The organism is Actinocatenispora thailandica (assembly GCF_016865425.1).
GTDB classification, from domain to species: Bacteria; Actinomycetota; Actinomycetes; order Mycobacteriales; family Micromonosporaceae; genus Actinocatenispora; species Actinocatenispora thailandica.
Window position 1 is genome coordinate 3,711,217 of record NZ_AP023355.1, and the last position, 20,485, is coordinate 3,731,701.

Genomic DNA, 20,485 nt, shown 5'->3' on the forward strand with positions numbered 1-20,485 from the left:
GGCGAGCGGCGAACGTCCCGGGCGGCGGGGGCCGGGCCCGCCGAGCCGCAGGAGTGCCATATATCTGGCAAAACGGGTGATAATTCCGCACTGCATCGCCCGGATGCGGCGCCGGCGGCGACGCGGATCACACCGGGCCCCTGCCGGCCGGCCGGGAAGCAGGGTGTTGGTGCCGGCCGGCACAGCCCCGACCTCTAGAGTTTGGCGCACTGTGGGGTGTCGGTACGCCGGCACCAACCTGCCCGCGGCGCAGAAGGAGACGCGTGTTCAGCCACTCAGCGCCGGCCACCGTGGACGCGGTGGTCGTCGGCGCCGGCCTGGTCGGCGCCTGCTGCGGCTACGAGCTGGCCGTACGCGGCCGGTCGGTCCTGATCGTCGACCGCGGCGCGGTCGCCGCCGGTGGTACCGGCGCCGGGCTGGGCGGCGTCGCGGTCGACCACCGGCCGGGGCCGCTGCTCGACCTCGCCCGGTACTCGCGGCAGCGGTGGGGCGGCCTCGCCGACCGGCTCGCCGCCGACCTCGGCCACCAACCCGACCTGCGACTGAGCACCGAGGGTGCGATCTCGGTCGCCCGCGGTGCCGAGGCCGCGAAGCACCTGAAAACGCTCGCCGCCGAGCAGCGCGCCGCCGGCCTCGCCGCCGAACCGCTGTCCGACGCCGACCTGGCCGCGGTGGCGCCGGCCCTGGCCGACGACGTCTCGCTCGCGGTGCGCTACCCCGACCACGCCCGTGTCGCGCCGGTCGCGGCCACCCTCGCGGTGCTGTCGGCCGCCGTGGAACGCGGCGCCGTGGTGGTCCCGACGGCGACGGTCGCCGCCATCGAGCCGGCCGGCACCGGCCTGCGGGTCGACACCGCGGCCGGCCCGGTCAGCACCGACACCCTGGTACTCGCGGCCGGCGCCTGGTCGGCACCACTGGCCGAACTCGCCTCGGTCCGGCTGCCGGTCCGCCCCGGCCAGGGCCACCTGCTGGTCACCGAGGCGCTGCCGCAGCCGCTGGACCAGACCGTGTACGAGGTGGGGCCCGACCAGGCGGCCCGGCTGGTACTGGCGCCCACCGGCACCGGCGCGCTGGCGATCGGCGCCCCCGGTACCGGGGGCGGGTTCGAGGCCGCGGTGCCGGTCGCGGCGCTGCGCCGGCTCGCCGCCGACGCCGTCCGGCTGCTGCCGGCGCTGCGCGAGGTCGCCGCGCTGCGCGGCGCCGGTGCGCTGTTCGCGCAGACGCCCGACCAGCTGCCGATCATCGGCGCCGACCCGCAGCAACCCGGCCTGTGGTACGCCACCGGGCACGGCAGCGCCGGCGTCGGGCTGGCGCCGGCCACCGGTGCGCTGCTCGCCGACCTGATCACCGGTGCCGCACCGAGCGTGAACCCGGCACCGTACGCACCGGACCGGCCCGGTCTCGCCGGGCCCGAACCGGAGGCCGACCGGTGAGCGCGGCCCCCGGGCACCCGGTCCACCGGCCAGCGGCCGGCGGGTCGGGCGGGCGACCCGGCACCGCGGCCACCGAACGACACGACCGCCCGCCGGCGCGAGGGAGTTGCGGATGACCGACGACGACACCGCGCGCGGCCCGTACCGGGTCGTCGACGATCCGGTGGAGCCGACCGCGGAACCGATCGGGGAGATCGTGGTCGACGGGACCGCGGTGCCGCTGCGGGCCGGCGAGACGGTCGGCGCGGCGCTGCTCGCCGCCGGCCGGGTCGGCTGGGACGACGGGCGCGCCGCGGTGTTCTGCGGCATCGGCGTCTGCTACGGCTGCCTGGTCACCGTCAACGGCTCCCCGAACATCCGGGCCTGCCGGTACGTGGCGCGGCCCGGCGACACGGTCACGACGGCACGGGACGGGGGCGCGCGGTGATTCCGACCAGGGCGGCGGACGTGGTGGTCGTCGGCGCGGGCGCGGCCGGGCTGCACGCCGCGGTGCAGGCGGCCGACGGCGGCGCGAGCGTGCTGCTGCTGGACGCGGACGTGCGGCCGGGCGGGCAGTACCACCGGCAGCTGCCGGTGGAGTTCGGCGCGGTGCGGCCGGAACGCGCGCACCACGAGCAGCCGGCCGCCGCCGACCTGATCGCCCGGCTGGCCCGGCACCGCCGGGTCACCCAGCGCCAGCAGGTCACCGTCTGGGCGGCCGAGCCCCGGGTCGGTGGCGGGGCGCTGCTCTACCTCGCGGACGTCTCGTCCGGGCGCGCCGTGGACGCCGGTGTCATCGCCGCGCCCCGGGTGGTGCTCGCGACCGGCGCGTACGACCGGACCCTGCCGTGCCCCGGCGCCGACCTGCCCGGGGTGTACACGCCGGGTGCCGCGCGGGCGCTGCTGCAGGGCGCCCGGATCGTGCCGGGGCACCGGGTGCTCGTCGCCGGGACCGGGCCGTTCCTGCTGCCGGTGGCGGCCGGCCTGATCGACGCCGGCGCCCGGCTGGCCGGGGTGCTGGAGGCCAACCACACCCGCGGCTGGGTACGCCGGCCGCGGGCGATGGCGCTCGCGCCGGAGAAGGTGGCCGAGGCGGCGCGCTACACCGCGACGCTGACCCGGCACCGTACCCGGGTCCGGGCCGGCCGCGCCGTCGTCGCGGTGCACGGGAACGGCCGGGTGGAGTCGGCGACGGTGGCGAAGCTCAAGCCGGACTGGACGATCGTGCCGGGCAGCGAGAAGACCGTCGAGACCGACGCGGTCGTCGTCGGGTACGGGTTCGTGCCGCAGCTGGAACTGGCGCTCGCGCTGGGCTGCGACACCGAGCCGGGCCCGGACGGATCGCCGGTCGTGGCGGTCGACGATGCGCAGCTCACCAGCCGTCCCGGCGTGTACGCGGCGGGCGAGCTGACCGGCGTCGGCGGTGCCGTGCTCGCCGCCGCCGAGGGCGCTCTCGCCGGCCTCGCCACCGCCCTGGACCTCGGTACGCTCGGCGAACGCGGGCACGCCGCCCGCGCCTCGGCCTGGCAGGGCGCCCGCGCCCGTTACCGCAGGTTCGCCGACGCTCTCGCCGCGGTCTATCCGGTACCGGACGGGTGGCAGAGCTGGCTGACCGAGGACACCGTGGTGTGCCGGTGCGAGCGGGTGCGCTACGGCGCGGTGCGGGACGCGGTCACCGCCGGCGCCACCGGCCTCGGTACGGTGTGCGCCGCGACCGGCTGCGGCCGGGGCCGCTGCCAGGGGCGCAGCTGCGGCGCCGCGGTCGCCGGGATCACCGCCACGCTGTCCGGGGTGGACGGCCCGGCCGAGTTGCCGGATCCGCTCGCGCTGTCGGCGCGCCCGGTCGACACGCCGATCCCGCTCGGCCAGCTCGCCGAGGACCCGGATCACCCGGAGTGACGCCGGATCCACCCGAGCGGCTGGCGGCCCGACCCGCACCGTAGGCACCCCGGATCCGACCTGCCGCGACACTCGGCCGCCGGCCGTCCATGGTGGACGATCAGCCGAGCCGGGCGCGGAGGAACCTGGCGATCCGATCGGTGGCGGCGGCCGCTTCCGGAGTGCCCAGCAGCAGCGGGTAGGCGTGCGGCAGCCCGTCACCGACCGCCAGCGTCACGTCCACCCCGGCGTCGCCGGCCGCCGCGGCCAGCCGCTGCGCGTCGCCGAGCAGCAGCTCGGCGGTACCGACCAGGATCAGCAGCGGCGGCAACCCGTGCAGGTCGGCGAACAGCGGTGAGGCCAGCGGATCGGTCGGATCGGCGCCCTGCAGGTAGTCGGCCGCGATGCCGCGGAGCATCGCCGGGGTGAACAGCGGATCGTCGGCCACCTGCTCGTCGCGGGAGGCGCCGGACGAGGTCAGGTCCACGTGCGGGGACAGCAACACCGCCGCCGCCGGGCGGCCCGCACGGTCGTCACGCAGCGCGGCGAGCAGGCCGACGATCAACCCGGCACCGGCCGAGTCACCGCACAGCGCAACCGATCCCGGCGCCGCTGCCGCGGTACCGACCAGCCAGCGCCAGGTGGCGCGCACATCGTCGGCCGCGGCCGGGAACGGATGTTCCGGGGCCAGCCGGTACTCGCAGAACAGCACCCGGCTGCCGGCGGCCCGACCGAGCCGGGCGGCCAGCTCCCCATGACTGCGCAGCGAACCGCGGCTGAACCCGCCGCCGTGCACGAACAGCAGCACCCGATCGGCCCTGACTCCGGGCGGATCCAGCCAGTACGCCGGGACCCCGGCGGCATCGACCGGGGTGACGCGGACGTCGGCCGGGATCGGATGGATGTCTCCCGCGGGTGCGAACGCCGCCCGCGCCTGGTCGAGCGGCATCTGCGGCCGGCCGGCCCGGTCCCGCCCGCGCGCCCGGAACAGCTCGATCCGCTCCCGCATCTCGGTACTCGGCCCGCCCACCACCAGAGTCTGTCACCCGCCCTCCGGTACCGGGCAGTGGTTCGGCCCGCGTCGAACACCGCTCCGCTCCCGGCGGTCCCGGACCCGAGCAGTAGGGTGCCGCCGTCCGGCCCGATCCCCCCGCATGCGACGAGCGTCTTCGAGTGCCGGTCCTGCCTGGACCCGCCGACCGGCGACCGGTACCGACCGGGCTGGCGCCGACCGCCCGGGACGCCGCCGGGCGTACCGTCACCGCGGGGCGGGGTCAGGGTGAGGGCCGCGAGCCGGGCGGGGTCGCCGACGATGTCGACCGCGTGGATCAGGCCGTCCGGGCCGAGCCCGATGCGCAACACCGCCCGGATCCGGCCGTGTGGTGCGAGCACGACGCCGGGCGCACCGTCGACCAGCAGCACCACGCCGGTGGCGGCCCGCCGGGTGAACAGCCGGCTCTCCTCGGCGACCGCGTCGGCCCCGCGTACCTCGGCCGGCACCTGGCGGCCGACCAGGTTCGCGTCGACGGTGCGGACCACGTCGGGGGCGAGCAGCCGCAGCAGCGCGGCCAGGTCACCGCCGCGCGCCGCGGCGAGGAACGCCTCGACGACCCGGAGGTGTTCCCGGGTCCGGCGCGGCGCAGCCGCCTGGGGAGCGCGAATCCGGTCCCGGGCCCGGCTGGCGAGCTTCTTGGCGGCCACCGGTGAGCGGTCCAGCAGCCGGGCGATGTCGTCGAACGGCATCGCGAACACGTCGTGCAGCACGAACGCGACCCGCTGGGCCGGGGACAGCCGGTCCAGCACGACCAGCAGCGCCCGACCGACACCGTCGGCGAGCAGCGCGTCGGACTCCGGCGACACCCACGAGGCGCGACTGGCGAGCACCGGCGCGGCGTCGTCCAGCGGCAGTTCGGCCCGGCGGGTACGGGCCCGCAGCTGGTCGAGGCACTCGTGCACGGTGATCGTGGTCAGCCAGCCGTCGACGTTGTCGACCTCGGCGTCGGACGCGTGTGCCTTCAACCAGGCGGCCTGCACCGCGTCCTCGGCGTCGTCGGCCGAGCCCAGCAGGTGGTACGCGACCCGGCGCAGCCGATCGCGGGCCGCCGCGAACCGGTCGGTGAGATCGGCGCCGGCCACGAGGTCACCTTCCTGGCCCGGGAGACGTCAGACAGGTGATCGACCAGTGCCCGCGCCCGAAAGGACCGGTTCGGCAGATGAGACCCAACACCTCAGGCTACCGCCGCGGCCCGGCAGCACCCCGCGCCGGGAAGCCGCGGCGCAATGTCGGGACACGGACCGAGCGGCCGGGCGGGCGCGTCCTCGGCACCGAGCCCGGCACCGCACGGGTTCCCGGCGCCGACTCCGGCACCGGGCGGGTCGGCGGCGTCGATCCCGGCACGGGCGTTCCGGCGAGGGAGGGATCAGCATGAGCATCGGGTACCTGGTGGTCGTCGTGGCGACCGCGGCGGCAACCGGGGCCATCGGCGCCGCCGCGGCGGCGCGGGCCGGCTTCGTCCGCGGGTTCCTGACCGCGGTCGGCGTGCCGGACTCCTGGCTGCCGTGGCTCGCGGCGGCGAAGCTGGCCGGCGCCGCCGGACTACTGGTGGGCATCGCGATCCGGCCGCTCGGCGTCGCCGCCGCGACCGGCCTGGTGCTGTACTTCGTCGGCGCCGTCGCCGCGCACCTGCGCGCGCACGGCTACGCCACCCTCGCGTTTCCGGCCACCTACCTCGCCCTGGCGGTCGCCTCGCTGGTGCTCTCCCTCGGCTGAGTCGGGGCGGGTCGCCGGCCGGGGCGTGGCGCCGGCCGGCGACCCGCGGGGTCCGAACGGGGCGCCGTGGGGAGGTGGGGCAGCGTCCCGTTCGGACAGTCTGTTGTGGACGGTGGCCGGTCCGCGGGGCCCGGGGCGCACGGGCCGGGCGGCGCGCCGATGGTCCCGACCGGGGCTGCGGACGTCCGAGGTGCTTCCGGGAGTGGGCGCCCGGGGCCGAGCCGGTCAGGGCGGGTCGAGCCAGAGCAGGTCGAGCACGCACACCCGGTCGAACAGGTCCAGTGCCGATCGCGCGCTGGAGCAGCACCCGATGGCCGCGCCGTCCGGGCTGACCAGGTACGCACCGTCCGGCAACTCCAGGCCCCACCGGAAGACCGTCGGCGTGTCCTCGTCGTCCCGGGCGGCGAGCACGAAGCGTCGCGGCGCGCCACCGGCGGCCCCGATCAGTTGCGCGAGCAGTTCGGCGTCGCTCGGTTCCCGCAGCGGCTCGCTGCCGGTCGCACCGTCCGAGCCGGTGTTCAGGTCGTTGTCTGGCTCGGCCGCCGGTTCGCTGACCGGTCCGCTGACCGGTCCGCTGACCGGCTCGGTGACCGGTTCGCTGACCGGCTCGGTGGCCGGCTCGGTGCCGGGCTGGGTCTCCGGTTGGGTGCTGCGCTCTGCGTTCATGCAACCAGCCTGGCGCGTCATGGACACGGAGGGTAGGCTCGCGCTCCCAACAGGTGATCTGTGTACGGATTCCACAGTGGACGGAGAGCGCATTGACCGACCCGGACGACACCCCACCGGAGACGTTGCAGGAATACTTCGTCCTCCAGCTCCGGCGGTTCCGGCACGGCCGCGGCCTGAGCCAGGCGCAGCTCGCCGAGCGGATCAACTTCTCCCCGGGCTGATCAGCATGGTGGAAACGTTGCAGCGCACCCCGACCGCGGACTTCACAGCCGCCTGTGATGCCGCCCTCGACACCGGCGGAGCACTGTCCACCCTGCTCCCCATGCTCGCGCGCGACACGTTTCCCAAGTGGTTCCAGTCATTCGTGCATCTGGAAGAGGAAGCGCGTTCGATCAACGAATTCGAGGTCCAGCTGATTCCCGGGCTGCTACAAACGGCGGATTACGCTCGCGCCGTCCTGGAGACCGCATGGCCGCCGGCGCCATCGGTCGCGGACGCAGACGGGCGGCTCACCGCGCGACTGGCCCGCCAAGCCGTCCTCGAACGCGATCCGCCGCCCTTGTTGTCGGTGGTCCTCGACGAGAGCGCGCTACGCCGGCCGGTCGGTGGCCCGTCCGTGATGGCCCGACAACTGCGCCATCTCACCCTCGTCGCCGCTCGGCCACATGTTCGCTTGCACATCCTGACCTACGCACAGAGCGCGACCGCTCCACTCGACGGTTCGTTCACCGTCCTGGAAACCGTTCACGGCGAGCACATCGCGTACGTCGAGGCCACCGGCGGCGGACAGCTTCTGCCCGACCCGACAGACGTGGAAAGATTGACCAAGACCTTTGAAGGCAGCCGAGGTGAGGCGCTGTCCACCGCCGAGTCGATCAACTACGTGGACAGGCTCAGGAAGGAACTCTATGAGCACCGACGCGACTCCGCTGCGGTGGTGGAAGAGTAGCCGCAGTGGCGCCCAGGGCGGTCAGTGCGTCGAGGTTGCGAGCGCCAAAGGCCGTTGGTACGTGCGGGACAGCAAGGATCCCGTCGGCGGCGTGCTGCGTGTGGACGCGGCGCAGTGGGGCGCCTTCCTCGGCACCGTCCGACACGGGATCCCAGCCGCCGGGTTCACACCCGGCAGGTGAGCGGCCCGGGTCCAACCCGGCAGGTGCGGGCGGCGGCCGGCGCACACCGGCCGCCGCCCGCACTCGCCGCTCACCTGGTCGGGCTCACTCGGCGAGGGAGCCCCAGCCGTGCCACCGGTCGATGGTGATCCAGGCGTTCACCCGGGCGTGCTCCCGGTCCGGGTACGGGTTACCGCCGTAGTGCCGGGACAGGCTGTCGATGCCGGACAGGTCGGGGTCGTCGACCAGCTCGGTGACCCGTCCCTGCAGGCTGACGTGGGTGTACCAGTTGTCCTCGTCGATCACGGTGAGCGAGACGCGCGGGTCCTCCCGCAGGTAGCGCAGCCGGGCGCGCCGCTCGTCCATGTTGACCAGGATCCGGTCGCCGTCCAGCCGGTACCAGGTGGCGACGGACACCGGCTGGCCGTCCGGCCGCACCGTGGTGATCACCGCCGGGTTCGGCTTGGCCAACATCTCGCGTACCCGTTCGGGCAGTGCTCCGGTGGGCATGGGGCTCATCCTCTCGCGTGTCGCGATCCGCGCCGGGCGGACGCCCGGCGCGATGCCGGCGGCGGGCCGGCGTCGCGCTGACAACGACGCTCAGTCTGTCAGCTCGGGTAGCCGACGAAGGCGAACCGGGTGGAGTCCGGCGACCAGCTGTTGACGTTCATGGTGCCCTGGCCGCCGAAGACCGCGGCGACGTCCCGGATGCCGGTACCGTCCGGGCGGCAGAGCCGGACCAGCACGTCGACGTTCTCCGGGTGGCCGAGGGTGCCGGGCGGGAAGCTCACATAGGCGAGGTGGGCGCCGTCCGGCGACGGGTGCGGGAACCAGTTCACCCGCTCGTCGTGGGTGAGCCGGACCGGCCGGCGCCCGTCCGGACCGACCCGGTACAACTGGGCGTGGCCGGGCACGTCGGCGCCGAGCTCGGAGTTGAAGTAGACGCTGCCGTCGGGTCCGAACTCGGGGCCGTCGGCGGGCGAGAACCCGCTGCCGAGCAGCGTGTCGGTGCCCGGCCCGGCCGGCCGGGTGAACACCCGCCGCAGCGCGCTGGCGTCGGCGCCCACCCGCTCGGTACCCACGAAGGCCAGTGTCTCGCCGTCGGCGCTGATGCCGTGCAGGTAGTAGCGGAACGAGCGGGCCGGCGCCTGGTCGTCGGTCAGCCGGGTCGCGGTGCCGTCGGCGATCCGGTAGAGGTGCCCGTCCTGCGCCGAGACGTACACCGCGGTGCCGTCCGGTGCGAGCACGTGGTCGTTGTTGATCGGCGGCACCTCGCCCAGCTCGATCGGCTCGGCGTCGCCGCCGTCGACCGGGATGCGGTGGAGCCCACCGTCGGCGTTGACGACCAGGAACCGGCCGTCGGCGCTCCAGTTCGGCGCCTCGAACAGCATCGTGGTCGAGCTGAACACCGGTCGCGGCTCGGTGTCGACACCCGCCACCCACAGCTCGGCGCGCTGACCCGGTGCCAACACCCTGCCCACGATGCCCCTCTCCGCGCCGCTCCGGCCGCCGACGGCCCTCGATCGCCGCCACCCTACCGGTGCGGTCCGACGGTGGCCGGGCACACGGTCCCGCCCCGGGCCGTCAGGCGCCCCGGGGCGGGACCGGTGATCCACCTCCGGCCGTTACAGACCGCGGTGGCGCTGCTGCACTCCGGGCACGCCGTACGGGTAGTCCGCCATCACCGGGGCGCTCGCCTCGCTGAGGGTCTGCTGCTCGCGCTCGGACAACCGCAGGTCGTCGGCGGCCAGGTTGTCGGCGAGCTGCTCGACGGTACGAGCGCCGAGGATCACCGAGGTCACCGCCGGACGGTCGCGCAGCCAGGCGAGCGCCACCTGCGCCATCGACACCCCGCGCTCCTCCGCCACCGAACGGACCGCGTCCACCACCCGCCAGGTGCGTTCCTGCGCGTTGCGCCGCTGGTACGCCTCTTGGCCCCGGTCCGGGTTCTCGCCCAGCCGGGTCGCGCCGGTCGGCGTGGTGTCCCGCTGGTACTTGCCGGTCAGCCAGCCGCCGGCCAGCGGCGACCAGGGCAGGATGCCGATGTTCTCGTTGCGGCACACGTCGACCAGCTCGAACTCGATGTCCCGGACGAGCAGGTTGTACTGCGGCTGCAGGGTCACGATCGGCGCGAGGCGCAGGAACTCGGTCAGCAGCGCCGCTTTCTGCAGTTGCCAGCCGAGGAAGTTGCTGACCCCGACGTAGCGGATCTTTCCGGCGCGCACCGCGTCGTCGTAGAACCGCAGCGTCTCCTCCAGCGGCGTCAACGGGTCGAACGCGTGCGCCTGGTAGAGGTCGATCGCGTCGGTGCCCAGCCGGCTCAGGCTCGCGTCCAGCGCCCGGGTCAGGTTGACCCGGCTCAGGCCCAGGTCGTTCTTGCCCTCGCCCATCGGGAACCGGCCCTTGGTGGCGAGCACCACGGCCTCGCGCGCCCCGGACCGCTTGGCGAACCAGCGGCCGATGATCTCCTCGGACACGCCGTGCGAGTAGACGTTCGCGGTGTCGATGAAGTTCCCGCCCTGCTCCAGGTAGGAGTCCAGCTGCGCGTGCGACACCTCCTCGCTGCTCTCCGCACCGAAGGTCATCGTGCCCAGACACATCGTCGACACCACGGTGCCGGTCCCGCCCAGCGTCCGGTACTGCATGCTTCGCCTCCTGCTCCGCCGCGGCCCAGGTGGCCGCCGCCCTCCGTTGTACTTTGAACCCGGCTCTTTGAGCTGTCCAACAGAAGAAAACGATGCGATCGATCACCACCGCTGCTGAAGCGCGGTGCGCGGGAGTGCTGATGGAGCTGCGCCAGATCGAGTACTTCGTGGCCGTCGCCGAGGAGCGCCACTTCACCCGTGCGGCCGCCCGGATGCACGTCGCCCAGTCCGGGCTGTCCGCGTCGATCCGCGCGCTGGAGCGCGACCTCGGCGCCGCGCTGTTCGTCCGTTCGACCCGTCGGGTGGAGCTGACCGAGGCGGGCCGGGCGCTGCTCGCCGAGGCCCGCCGCACCCTGCACACCGTCACCGCGGCACGCGAGGCGGTCGCGGCCGTGCAGGGGCTGCTGCGCGGCAACCTCGCCGTCGGCACCATCCAGTGCCTCGGCGGCATCGACCTGCCCCGTGCCCTCGGCCGGTTCCGCACCGCCCACCCGGGGGTACGGATCGCGCTGCGTCAGGGCAGCTCACCCGAGCTGATCGACGAGGTACGCACCGGCGCGCTGGACCTTGCGTTCGTCTCCGAACCGCCGGACGGCTCCGCCGCCGCGGTCACGCTCACCCCGCTGGAGCAGCAGCCGATGGTGCTCGCCTGCGCGCCCGGCCACCCGCTCGGCACCGCGGGCGCGGTGGCGCTGACCGAGCTGGACTCCGAGACGTACGTGGACTTCGCGCCGGGCTGGGTCACCCGGGACGTGACCGACCACGCGCTGCGGGTCGCCGGGCTGTCCCGGCGGGTGGCGCTTACGGTCAACGACGTGCACACGCTGCTCGATCTGGTCGCCCAGGGGCTCGGCGTGGCGCTGGTACCCGAGTCGTTCCGGCACAAGCAGACCAGCGCGCGGTTCGTCCCGGTCGCCGGTGCCGCCCCGGTGTGGCGTACCGCGGTCGCCACCACCGCCGACCGCGAGCCCAGCGCCGCCACCCGCGCCTTCCTCAGTGCCGAACGCATCGCCCTGCCCTGCTGACTCTCCCCCGCCCTGCCGATGACCGCACCGCCCTGTTGATCATGGTGTCGTCTCGTCGGCAACCGTTTCCCCGACCAGACAACACCATGACCGACTCGGGAAAGGGTGATCGGTGGGCGGCGGCTGCAAGTTCTTGCGTAAGTTGAGGTAGGGTTTTTGCCATGGTGCGGCGGTTGGCAGTGGTGGCGGAGAAGGTCGGCGTCAGCGAGGCGACCGTCAGCCGGGTGCTCAACGGCAAGCCCGGCGTCTCGCAGGCGACCCGTGACGCGGTGCTCACCGCCCTCGACGTCCTCGGGTACGAGCGGCCCACCCAGCTGCGCGGCGAGCGGCTGCGGCTGGTCGGCCTGGTGCTGCCGGAGCTGCAGAACCCGATCTTTCCCGCGTTCGCCGACGTGGTCGGCGACCTGCTCGCCCAGCGCGGTTTCACCCCGGTGCTGTGCACCCGCACCTCCGGCGGGGTCTCCGAGGCCGAGTACGTCGACCTGCTGCTCGGCCAGCAGGTGTCCGGCGTGCTGTTCGCCGGCGGGTCGTACGCGATGTCCGCCGGCCCGCACGACCACTACGCCCGGCTGATCGACCGCAGCCTGCCCGCGGTGCTGCTCAACGCCGCGGTCGACGACCTGCCGTTCCCGCGGGTGTCCACCGACGACGCGGTCGCCGCCGAGCAGGCGCTCAGGCACCTCGTCTCGCTCGGCCACGAACGCATCGGGCTGCTGCTCGCCCCGCCCGAGCACGTGCCCTCGCAGCGCAAGCGGGCCGCGTTCACCGCGCTCGCACAGCGGCTCGGGGTGGCGAAGACGGTGCAGGTCACGCACGGGATGTTCTCCCTGGAGTCCGGCCAGGCCGCGGCTGCCCGGCTGCTCGCCGACGGCGTCACCGGCCTGGTCTGCGCCTCCGACCTGCTCGCCCTGGGCGCCGTCCGGGCCGCCCGCCGCGCCGGCAAGGACGTGCCCGGCGACGTGTCGGTCATCGGGTACGACGACTCCGCGTTGATGACCTGCGTCGACCCGCCGCTGACCACGGTGCGGCAACCGATCGAGGCGCTCGGCCGCGCCGCCGTCGAGCTGCTCGTCAACCAGATCGACGGCAAGCACGTCGCCACCGACGAGCTGCTCTTCGAGCCGGAACTGGTGGTCCGTTCCTCCACCACCCGCCACCCCTGACCCACCCCCGGCACCGCCCCGGCCCCCGCCCGTCGTCGGGGATCTGCGGCGCACCGTCGTGCCGCCTGCCGAGGACCCGCGGCACATCGTCGTGCCGCCGGTCGAGGACCCGCCGCGCCCACTGGTGCCGATCCGGGAGTCCGGCCGACGCGGGTCACCGGAGCGCGAACCTCATCTCCCTGAGCGACGACACTTGAAGATGTGCGCCGATCTCGTTTGTTTCTTGCGTGATTCCGTCTTGCTATTGCGTTGATCTGCTCGCCATGGTTAAGTACCGGCATCGTTCACCGCGGCTGGCGCGGGCGCCCGGATCTGGTACGGCGCGCCCGTACCCGACCGTGCGCTCGCCGACGCGCGCGACCCCGCGCGACACGGCGGCGGGCGACCAAGCCCGACGAAGGGTCTTTCGATGAACAGTCAGTTCCGCAGGGCGTTGGCCGTGGCCCTGGCGGCCTGCGCGGGCGCCGCCGGCCTCGCCGGCTGCGGGTCCTCCGACAACGGCAGCAGCAACGGGAAGGTCACCATCAGCGTCGACTGCCAGCCGCCGAAGAGCAACAAGACCGACCGGGACGCCTGGAACGCCGACGTCGCCGCGTTCCAGAAGCTGCACCCGAACATCACCATCAAGAGCGTCGACAAGTTCCCGTGCGAGGAACCGGCCTCGTTCACCGCGCAACTGCGCGGCGGCACCGAGGCCGACGTGTTCTACGCCTACGCCACCGACACCGAGCAGGTGCTCGACTCGGGCCAGGTCGCCGACATCACCCCGTACGTCACCGACAAGACCGTGCCCGGACTGTCCGATCTGGACAAGACCACGCTGAACGTGGGGCGCCGCAACGGGAAGCTCTACTCGCTGCCGCGCACCAACTACGCCATGGGGCTGGTGATCAACCGGAAGCTGTTCAAGCAGGCGGGGCTGGACCCGGACCAGCCGCCGACCACCTGGGCGGAGGTCGCGAAGGACGCCAAGCAGATCACCGAGAAGGTCGGGCACGGCGTCGCCGGCTACGCCGACTACAGCGCCGGCAACAACGGCGGCTGGCACTTCACCGCCGAGATGTACGCCCAGGGCGGCCAGGTCGTCACCGCCGACGGCAAGAAGGCGGACTTCAACAACGCCAACGGCCGCGCGATCCTGACCCGGCTGCACGAGATGCGCTACACCGACGACAGCATGGGGGCCAAGCAGAACCTCGCCTGGGCCGACCTGCTGAAGCTCGCCTCGGCGGGCAAGGTCGGAATGTACGTCGGCGCGCCGGACACGATCAAGGCGATCCACGAGAACTTCAAGGGCGACTACGCCGACTTCGGGATGGGCCCGATGCCCGGTGAGACCGGCCCGGCACCGGCCACCCTCGGCGGTGGCGACCAGTACTTTTTCAAGAAGACCGACACCCCGGCGCAGATCCGGGCCGGCATCGCGTGGCTGGCGTACGAGGAGCTGACGCCGGGCAAGGGCCAGTTCGACTACGCCCGGGGCAAGAGGATCGGGCAGACCGTCGGCCAGCCCGAGCCGCAGCTGTTCACCGGCGACACGGAGGCGAAGATCGAGAAACTCCGGGCCGACAACGCCACCGTACCGGTCGACAACTACGCCTCGTTCCGGGAGCACCCGGTGCCGTTCAAGGTCGAACCGCCGAACGCGCAGGCCATCTACAAGGTCCTCGACACCGCGATGTCGGCCGTGCTGACCAACCGCAACGCCGACGTGGGCAAGCTGCTCGCGACCGCCGAGCAGCAGGTCAACCAGGTACTCGCGGCGACCGGCTGACGACCCCGGTTCCGGTGCCGTGGCACGGATCCCGGCACCGGAACCGGACCCAGGCCCGCCGAACGCGATAGCCGCACAGCCATCGGCACCGGACACAGTGGAGGAACGGCGATGACCGTCACCGCAGCGCCGCGGCGCTCGCAGCGCAGCACCCGCAGCGGCCAGATCCGCGTTCCGCGGTACGGCCGGGGGGTGCGACGCAACCTCACCGGCTGGCTGCTGCTCGCCGGCGGGGTGCTCTGCTTTCTGCTGTTCTCGTGGTACCCGATGATCCGCGAGTTCGTGCTCAGCGTGCAGCAGACCAGGTTCGGCGAGACCAGCTTCGTCGGGCTGGCGAACTACCAGCGGGTGATCGACGACCCGGCGTTCTGGCAGGCGTGGCGCAACACCGCCGAGTTCACCGGGCTGGCACTGCTGCTCGGGTTCGCGCTGCCGTTCCTGATCGCGGTGGTGCTCAACGAGTTCCGGCACGCGCAGGGCTACCTGCGGGTACTGGTCTACCTGCCGGTGATGCTGCCACCGGCGAGCGCGCTACTGCTGTTCAAGTACGCCTACGACCCCGGCGACGGGCTGTTCAACAGCATCCTGAGCACGTTCGGCCTGCCCACCTCGCAGTGGCTGCAGTCGACGACGATGGCGATGCCGTCGCTGGTACTCGCCTCCACCTGGATGAACATGGGCAGCGCGGTACTGATCTACCTCGCCGCGCTGCAGTCCATCCCCGGCGAGCTGTACGAGGCGGCCGAGATCGACGGTGCCCGGCTGTTCCGCCGGTTCTGGCACGTGACGGTCCCCCAGTGCCGGCTGGTGCTGTCGCTGATGCTGATGCTGCAGGTGATCTCGACGATGCAGATGTTCATCGAGGCGTTCCTGCTCGCCAACGGGTCGGGACCGGAGGGCGCGACCACCACCGTGGTGTACCTGATCTACCAGCACGCGTTCAACCTCAACGATCTCGGCGGCGCGAGCGCCCTCGGCGTGCTGCTGCTGCTCGTGCTGGCCGCGTTCGCCGCGGTGTACGTCCGGCTCGACCGGCCACGCGGATAGGAGAGCCGATGCAGACCCGTACCCTCGTCTCGCCGACCCGGCTGCACCGCCCCGGCGCCAAAGCGGCGTACTGGATCGTGCTCGGCGCGGTGATCGTGCTGTTCACCCTGGTGTTCATCGGCCCGCTGTACTGGATGGTGACCGGCGGGCTCAAGACCGCGCAGGAGACCGCGCAGGCGCCGCCGACCTGGTGGCCGGCGCACCCCGATCCGGGCAACTACGCCACCGCGTGGAGCCAGCTGTCGCTCGGCCGGCTGCTCGCCAACACCGTGCTGTACGCGGCCGGGGCGCTCGCGTTCCAGCTGGTGTTCGACGTGGCCGCGGCGTACGCGCTGTCCAAGCTGCGGCCGGTGCTGGGCAACGTGGTGCTCGCCGCGATGATCGGCACCCTGATGATCCCGGCCACCGTGCTGATCGTCCCGCAGTACCTGACCGTGCTGGACCTGCCGATCCTGCACGCGAACCTGCTCAACACGCCGTGGGCGATCTGGCTGCCGTCGGTGACCAACGCGTTCAACATCTTCCTGCTGAAGCGGTTCTTCGACGCGGTACCGGAGGAGTTGCTCGCCGCGGGTGCGATCGACGGCGCCGGCCCGATCCGCACGCTGTGGTCGATCGTGCTGCCGATCTCGCGCCCGATCCTCGGCGTGGTCAGCATCTTCGCGGTCACCAACGTGTGGAAGGACTTCCTCTGGCCACTGCTCGCCGAAGCGGACCCGGCCAGGCAACCGCTCAACGTCGGGATCTACTCGCTGTCCCAGAACGTGCCGCAGAACATCCTGATCGCCGCGCTCGCCATCGCCGCCGCACCGACCGTGGTGATCTTCCTGATCTTCCAACGCAACATCATGTCGGGCCTGGCCGCCGGCAGCCTCAAGGGCTGACCCGCGCCGACCCCGCATCGCACGCGGCACCCGCCGCCGTACAACGAGGAGAACCAACATGCCCGAGACGTCCGACCGGTGGTGGCGGCACGCGGTGATCTACCAGGTGTACCCGCGCAGCTTCGCCGACGGCACCGGCGACGGGATCGGTGACCTCGCCGGGATCCGGACCCGGCTGCCCTACCTCGCCGAGCTCGGTGTCGACGCCCTGTGGTTCAGCCCGTGGTACCCGTCGCCGATGGCCGACGCCGGGTACGACATCGCCGACCATCGCGACATCGACCCGGTCTTCGGTACCCTCGCCGACGCCGAGGCGCTGCTCGGCGAGGCGCATCAGGCGGGCCTGCGCTGCATCGTGGACGTGGTGCCGAACCACTGCTCGACCGCTCACCCGTGGTTCGCCGAGGCGGTGCAGGCCGGGCCGGGCTCGGCCGCGCGGGAGCTGTTCTGGTTCCGGCCCGGCCGGGGCGCGGACGGCGAGCTGCCGCCCAACGACTGGCAGTCCATCTTCGGCGGCCCGGCGTGGACCCGCACGACCAACCCGGACGGCACCGGCGGCGAGTGGTACCTGCACCTGTTCGCCCCCGAGCAGCCCGACTTCAACTGGGGCAACCCGAAGGTACGGGAGGAGTTCGAGTCGATCCTGCGGTTCTGGCTGGACCGCGGGGTGGACGGGATCCGGATCGACTCGGCGGCGCTGCTGTGCAAGGACCCGGCGCTGCCGGACTTCGGTGCCGGCGACCCCGACCCGTACACCGACCGGGACGAGCTGCACGAGATCTACCGGTCCTGGCGGCGGATCACCGACCGGTACCGCGACCGGGCGCTGATCGGCGAGATCTGGCTGCCCGACACCGAACGCTTCGCCCGGTACCTGCGGCCGGACGAGCTGCACCAGGCGTTCAACTTCGACTTCCTCGGCTGCCACTGGGACGCGGCGGCGCTGCGCGGCTGCATCGACGACACCCTCGCCGCGCACCGGCCGGTCGACGCGCCGGCGACCTGGGTGCTGTCCAACCACGACGTGGTCCGGCACGTCACCCGGTACGGCCGGGCCGACACCTCGTTCGCCCTGGACCACCGGCAGCACCGGGCCCCGAGCGACCGCGCTCTCGGTACCCGCCGGGCCCGGTCCGCCGCGCTGCTGTCGCTGGCGCTGCCCGGTGCCGCCTACGTCTACCAGGGCGACGAGCTGGGCCTGCCGGAGGTCGAGGAGCTGTCCGACGAGGTGCGCCAGGACCCGATGTTCCACCGATCCGGCGGTACCGACGTGGGCCGGGACGGCTGCCGGGTACCGCTGCCGTGGGCCGGCCGGCGACCACCGTACGGCTTCTCCCCCGCCGGATCGGACGCCACGCCGTGGCTGCCGCAGCCGGCCGGCTGGGCGCCGCTGACCGCGCAGGCGCAGCGCGACGACCCCGCCTCGATGCTGACCCTGTACCGGCGAGCGTTGGCGATCCGCCGCGACAGCCCGGAGCTGCGGGACGAGCGGTTCGACTGGCTCGACACGCGGCCCGGGGTGCTGGCGTTCCGCCGCGGTGACGGCTTCGGCTGCGTGGTCAACCTCGCCGCGCACCCGGCCCCGCTGCCCAGCCACGTGGCGGTCCTGCTCGCCAGCGCACCGCTGGCCGGCGGGTTGCTGCCCCCCGACACCGCGGCCTGGCTGCGACTGCGCTGACGCAGCCGGCCGCGGCACCACGCCCGGCCCTGCCGGGCCGGCACGAATCCACAGTGGACGGAGGTGAGGCGACCGCCAGTTCGCGAGAGACGTACGGACCAACCGGAAGGGTCATGTCATGTCAGCAATCTCGCCCCGTCACACCAGAGTCGTCCCGCGCCGGCTGTGCACCGGCCTCGCCGCGGTCGGACTCGCCGCGCTCGGGCTGGCCGTACCGGCCGGTGCCGCCGCGGCGCACCCACACCCGCACCCGCATCCGCTGCGCCCCACCGCGGACGCACCCGCCGGCGTCGGCGCCGACGTCCCGTTCACCGAGTACGAGGCGGAGGCGGCGGACACCACCGGCACCGTCATCGGGCCGGACCACACCCAGGGCACCGTCGCGTCGGAGGCGTCCGGGCGCGAGGCGGTGCAGCTCGCCGCCGGCCAGCACGTGCAGTTCACCCTCGCCGCCGCCGCGAACGCGGTCGACGTCAGCTACCACCTCGCCCGCGGCGCCGCCGGCACCCTCTCGGTGTACGTGGGCGACAGCAAGGTCGGCACGCTGTCGCTCGACGCGAAGTACACCTACCTGGACACCGGAAACATCACCGGCAGCAAGACGCACCACTTCTTCGACGACGCCCGGCTGCTGCTGGGCACCACCGCCGCGGCCGGCGACACGGTACGGCTGCAGGTCGACAGCGGCGACGTGCCGACCACCGTCGACGTCGCCGACTTCGAGAACGTCGGTGCGCCGATCGGCGCGCCCGCCAACTCGCTGTCGGTCACCGACTCCCCCTACCACGCCGATCCGACCGGCGCCGCGGACGCCACCAGCGCCATCAACCAGGCGCTCGCCGACGCCCGCAGTCAGGGCAGGTCGGTGTACCTGCCGGCCGGCACCTACCGCACCAGCGGCCCGCTGCAGGCCCACGGGCTGACCCTGACCGGCGCCGGCCCCTGGTACTCGGTGCTGCACGGCTCGCACCTGATCGACGCGTCGAGCTCGCCCGGCGCGACCACCCTGTCGCACTTCGCCGCGATCGGCGAGATCACCACCCGCAGCGGCAGCTCCGCCAACAGCTTCGTCAACGGCAGCCTCGGCGCCGGCTCCACCGTCGACGACGTGTGGATCCAGCACCAGGAGGTCGGGATCTGGCTGATGGGGTCGGGCAACACCAACCTGACCATCGAGCACAACCGGATCCTGGACAACACCGCCGACGGCATCAACCTCAACGGCACCGTCACCGGCTCGACGATCACCGACAACTTCATCCGCAACACCGGTGACGACGGGATCGCGCTGTGGTCGCTGTACGCCGCCGACGCGAACGACACCATCAGCCACAACACGGTGATCCAGCCCAACCTGGCCAACGGCATCGCGCTGTACGGCGGAACCGACCTGACGGCGTCGGACAACCTGGTCGCCGACACCAACGCGCTCGGCTCCGGCATCGCGGTGTCCAACCAGCAGTTCATCGCCGGGCAGGGATTCTCGCCGCTGGCCGGCACCATCGCGCTGACCGGCAACTACCTGCTGCGCACCGGCGCGCTCAACCCCAACTGGCAGCACCCGATGAGCGCCATCCGCTTCGACGCCTACGACTACCCCATCGACGCGGACGTGCGGCTGACCGACACCCGGATCGTGGACAGCCCGTACTCGGCGATCGAGGTGGTCGGCGGCGCCGGCGACGGCAAGCAGGTGACCGGGCTGACCGTGCAGGACACCACGGTACGCAACGTGGGCACCGTCGTGCTGCAGGCCGAGACCGGCGGTTCCGGTACGTTCACCGGAGTCACGGCGACCGGGGTCGGCGTGGACGGCGTCTACAACTGCCCGTACCCGACCGGCGGGTCGTCGTTCGCCATCACCGACGGTGGCGGCAACTCCGGCTGGGACACCACCTGGGGCGACTGCTCGACCTGGCCGCAACCCGGCGACGACGGCGGCAACCCGCCGCCGCCCGACGGCAACCTCGCCGCCGGCCGCCCGGTCACCGCCAGCGGCCACACCGACGTGTACACGCCGGGCAACGCGGTCGACGGTGACGCCGGCAGCTACTGGGAGTCGATCGACAACGCGTTCCCGCAGTGGCTGCAGGTCGACCTGGGCGCCGCGACCAGCGTGTCGCGGATCGTGCTGAAGCTGCCGCCGTCGACCGCGTGGGCGGCGCGTACCCAGACCCTGTCGGTCACCGGCTCGACCGACGGCTCGTCGTTCGACACCGTGGTCGGCTCCGCCGGGTACCGGTTCGACCCGGCGACCGGCAACCAGGTCACGATCGCCTTCGACCCGGCGAACGTCCGTTACCTGCGGTTGACGTTCACCGCCAACACCGGCTGGCCGGCCGGGCAGGCATCCGAGTTCGAGGTGTACGCCAGCTGACCGGAACCCGGTCCGGGCCCGTCCGAAGCATCGGACGGGCCCGGTACCACCCCA

19 protein-coding genes and 1 pseudogene are annotated in these 20,485 nt (G+C 73.2%); 14 read left to right on the forward strand and 6 right to left on the reverse strand.

The window, feature by feature from the left end; translation table 11 throughout:
• Positions 1-263: 263 nt before the first annotated feature.
• From Athai_RS16530 to Athai_RS16540, 3 genes are all read left to right on the forward strand, one after another.
• The gene (locus Athai_RS16530; protein WP_203962305.1) at positions 264-1,433 is read left to right on the forward strand and encodes an NAD(P)/FAD-dependent oxidoreductase; all 1,170 of its coding nucleotides are present in this window, start codon (positions 264-266) and stop codon (positions 1,431-1,433) included.
• Positions 1,434-1,545: 112 nt separating this feature from the next.
• A complete protein-coding gene (locus Athai_RS16535; RefSeq protein WP_203962306.1) occupies positions 1,546-1,860 on the forward strand; it encodes a 2Fe-2S iron-sulfur cluster-binding protein in 315 nt (104 codons plus the stop codon).
• Positions 1,857-3,311: an FAD/NAD(P)-dependent oxidoreductase gene (locus Athai_RS16540; RefSeq protein WP_203962307.1), complete on the forward strand. Its 1,455-nt coding sequence runs from the start codon at positions 1,857-1,859 to the stop codon at positions 3,309-3,311. The genes Athai_RS16535 and Athai_RS16540 overlap by 4 nt, the downstream gene beginning before the upstream one ends.
• 100 nt (positions 3,312-3,411) lie before the next feature.
• Here Athai_RS16540 and Athai_RS16545 read toward each other — a convergent pair whose 3' ends face one another.
• Positions 3,412-4,299: an alpha/beta hydrolase gene (locus tag Athai_RS16545; RefSeq protein ID WP_338028147.1), complete on the reverse strand. Its 888-nt coding sequence runs from the start codon at positions 4,297-4,299 to the stop codon at positions 3,412-3,414.
• A 659-nt stretch (positions 4,300-4,958) separates the two neighbouring features.
• Positions 4,959-5,426: pseudogene (locus Athai_RS34175) on the reverse strand (sigma-70 family RNA polymerase sigma factor); the annotation flags it as partial.
• 289 nt (positions 5,427-5,715) lie between these two features.
• Here Athai_RS34175 and Athai_RS16555 point away from each other — a divergent pair.
• Positions 5,716-6,060 carry a DoxX family protein gene (locus Athai_RS16555; RefSeq protein ID WP_203962309.1) on the forward strand — a complete coding sequence of 115 codons (345 nt, stop codon included), beginning with the start codon at positions 5,716-5,718 and terminating at the stop codon, positions 6,058-6,060.
• 225 nt (positions 6,061-6,285) lie between these two features.
• Here Athai_RS16555 and Athai_RS16560 read toward each other — a convergent pair whose 3' ends face one another.
• A complete protein-coding gene (locus tag Athai_RS16560; protein WP_203962310.1) occupies positions 6,286-6,726 on the reverse strand; it encodes a hypothetical protein in 441 nt (146 codons plus the stop codon).
• Between the two features lie 92 nt (positions 6,727-6,818).
• Here Athai_RS16560 and Athai_RS16565 point away from each other — a divergent pair, with 92 nt between their 5' ends.
• The 3 genes from Athai_RS16565 to Athai_RS16575 are packed head-to-tail and all read left to right on the forward strand — an operon-like array spanning position 6,819 to position 7,859.
• Complete coding sequence (locus Athai_RS16565) at positions 6,819-6,950, forward strand: helix-turn-helix domain-containing protein (RefSeq protein ID WP_203962311.1); 132 nt, start codon at positions 6,819-6,821, stop codon at positions 6,948-6,950.
• A 5-nt stretch (positions 6,951-6,955) separates the two neighbouring features.
• On the forward strand, positions 6,956-7,678 hold the full coding sequence (locus Athai_RS16570) for a DUF5753 domain-containing protein (RefSeq protein WP_203962312.1): 723 nt from the start codon (positions 6,956-6,958) through the stop codon (positions 7,676-7,678).
• A complete protein-coding gene (locus tag Athai_RS16575) occupies positions 7,638-7,859 on the forward strand; it encodes a DUF397 domain-containing protein (protein WP_203962313.1) in 222 nt (73 codons plus the stop codon). Before Athai_RS16570 ends, Athai_RS16575 begins: the two co-directional genes overlap by 41 nt.
• Positions 7,860-7,943: 84 nt before the next feature.
• On the opposite strand, the gene Athai_RS16580 is transcribed toward Athai_RS16575, so the two are convergent.
• The 3 genes from Athai_RS16580 to Athai_RS16590 all read right to left on the reverse strand — a co-directional run bounded on the left by Athai_RS16580 (position 7,944) and on the right by Athai_RS16590 (position 10,483).
• Complete coding sequence (locus Athai_RS16580; RefSeq protein WP_203962314.1) at positions 7,944-8,348, reverse strand: PPOX class F420-dependent oxidoreductase; 405 nt, start codon at positions 8,346-8,348, stop codon at positions 7,944-7,946.
• 98 nt (positions 8,349-8,446) lie between these two features.
• Positions 8,447-9,310, reverse strand: a complete 864-nt coding sequence (locus Athai_RS16585) for a TolB family protein (RefSeq protein ID WP_203962315.1) — start codon at positions 9,308-9,310, stop codon at positions 8,447-8,449.
• A 153-nt stretch (positions 9,311-9,463) separates the two neighbouring features.
• On the reverse strand, positions 9,464-10,483 hold the full coding sequence (locus Athai_RS16590; protein WP_239156983.1) for an aldo/keto reductase: 1,020 nt from the start codon (positions 10,481-10,483) through the stop codon (positions 9,464-9,466).
• Positions 10,484-10,623: 140 nt separating this feature from the next.
• On the opposite strand from Athai_RS16590, the gene Athai_RS16595 reads away from it, so the two are divergent.
• The 7 genes from Athai_RS16595 (at position 10,624) to Athai_RS16625 (ending at position 20,431) form a co-directional block, all read left to right on the forward strand.
• Positions 10,624-11,508: a LysR family transcriptional regulator gene (locus Athai_RS16595; protein ID WP_203962316.1), complete on the forward strand. Its 885-nt coding sequence runs from the start codon at positions 10,624-10,626 to the stop codon at positions 11,506-11,508.
• Positions 11,509-11,669: 161 nt separating this feature from the next.
• Positions 11,670-12,671: a LacI family DNA-binding transcriptional regulator gene (locus Athai_RS16600; RefSeq protein WP_203962317.1), complete on the forward strand. Its 1,002-nt coding sequence runs from the start codon at positions 11,670-11,672 to the stop codon at positions 12,669-12,671.
• A gap of 409 nt (positions 12,672-13,080) precedes the next feature.
• Positions 13,081-14,445 carry an ABC transporter substrate-binding protein gene (locus tag Athai_RS16605; RefSeq protein ID WP_203962318.1) on the forward strand — a complete coding sequence of 455 codons (1,365 nt, stop codon included), beginning with the start codon at positions 13,081-13,083 and terminating at the stop codon, positions 14,443-14,445.
• Between the two features lie 111 nt (positions 14,446-14,556).
• On the forward strand, positions 14,557-15,492 hold the full coding sequence (locus Athai_RS16610) for a carbohydrate ABC transporter permease (protein WP_203962319.1): 936 nt from the start codon (positions 14,557-14,559) through the stop codon (positions 15,490-15,492).
• A gap of 8 nt (positions 15,493-15,500) precedes the next feature.
• Positions 15,501-16,376: a carbohydrate ABC transporter permease gene (locus Athai_RS16615; RefSeq protein ID WP_203962320.1), complete on the forward strand. Its 876-nt coding sequence runs from the start codon at positions 15,501-15,503 to the stop codon at positions 16,374-16,376.
• Positions 16,377-16,434: 58 nt separating this feature from the next.
• Entirely contained in the window at positions 16,435-18,054 is a 1,620-nt protein-coding gene (locus Athai_RS16620; protein WP_203962321.1) for a glycoside hydrolase family 13 protein, read from the forward strand.
• A gap of 118 nt (positions 18,055-18,172) precedes the next feature.
• Positions 18,173-20,431, forward strand: coding sequence for a discoidin domain-containing protein (locus tag Athai_RS16625; protein WP_203962322.1), 2,259 nt, complete (start codon positions 18,173-18,175; stop codon positions 20,429-20,431).
• The last annotated feature ends 54 nt before the right edge of the window (positions 20,432-20,485 follow it).